The organism is Oleiphilus sp. HI0067, assembly GCF_001635735.1.
In genome coordinates this window covers 1-764 of sequence record NZ_LWFI01000299.1, presented here as the reverse complement: position 1 = coordinate 764, position 764 = coordinate 1, and the positions used below count along the sequence as shown (strand labels likewise).

At 44.8% G+C, this 764-nt stretch carries 1 protein-coding gene; it reads right to left on the bottom strand.

Annotated elements, in window-relative coordinates; all coding sequences use genetic code 11:
* Window positions 1-764: chaperonin GroEL (gene groEL, locus A3739_RS03670; RefSeq protein WP_156502321.1), on the bottom strand; the 764-nt coding region annotated here is incomplete at both ends.

Below are 764 nucleotides of genomic sequence, written 5' to 3'. Positions count from 1 at the left end.
AGCATTTTCTAGTGATAGACCAACTTCTTCAGAAATTACCGTACCACCAGTCAAAATAGCGATATCTTGGAGCATTTCTTTACGACGATCACCAAAACCTGGAGCCTTAACAGCCGCAACTTTAACGATGCCGCGCATATTATTGACAACCAAGGTTGCTAACGCTTCGCCTTCAACATCTTCAGCAATGATAAGAAGTGGCTTGCTCGCTTTTGCAACGTTTTCAAGAACTGGCAACAACTCACGAATGTTAGAAATTTTCTTGTCGACCAACAAAATGAATGGGCTTTCAAGCTCAGCACTCATATTGTCTTGGTTGTTAATGAAGTATGGAGATAGATAACCGCGATCGAACTGCATACCCTCAACAACGTCTAACTCGTCTTCAAAACCGCTCGCTTCTTCAACAGTGATAACGCCTTCTTTACCGACCTTATCCATCGCTTGTGCAATGATGTCACCAACAGAAGAATCACTGTTTGCTGAAATTGTACCGACTTGCGCAATCGCTTTATTGTCAGCACATGGTTGCGCCATGCCTTTCACAGCTTCAACAGCTGCTTGTACGCCCTTGTCGATTCCACGCTTAAGATCCATTGGGTTCATACCAGCCGCAACAGCTTTCAAACCTTCGTTTACGATTGCTTGAGCAAGTACTGTTGCAGTCGTAGTACCGTCACCCGCTACGTCGTTCGCCTGAGACGCAACTTCTTTAACCATTTGCGCACCCATGTTCTCGAACTTGTCTTTAAGCTCGATCTCTT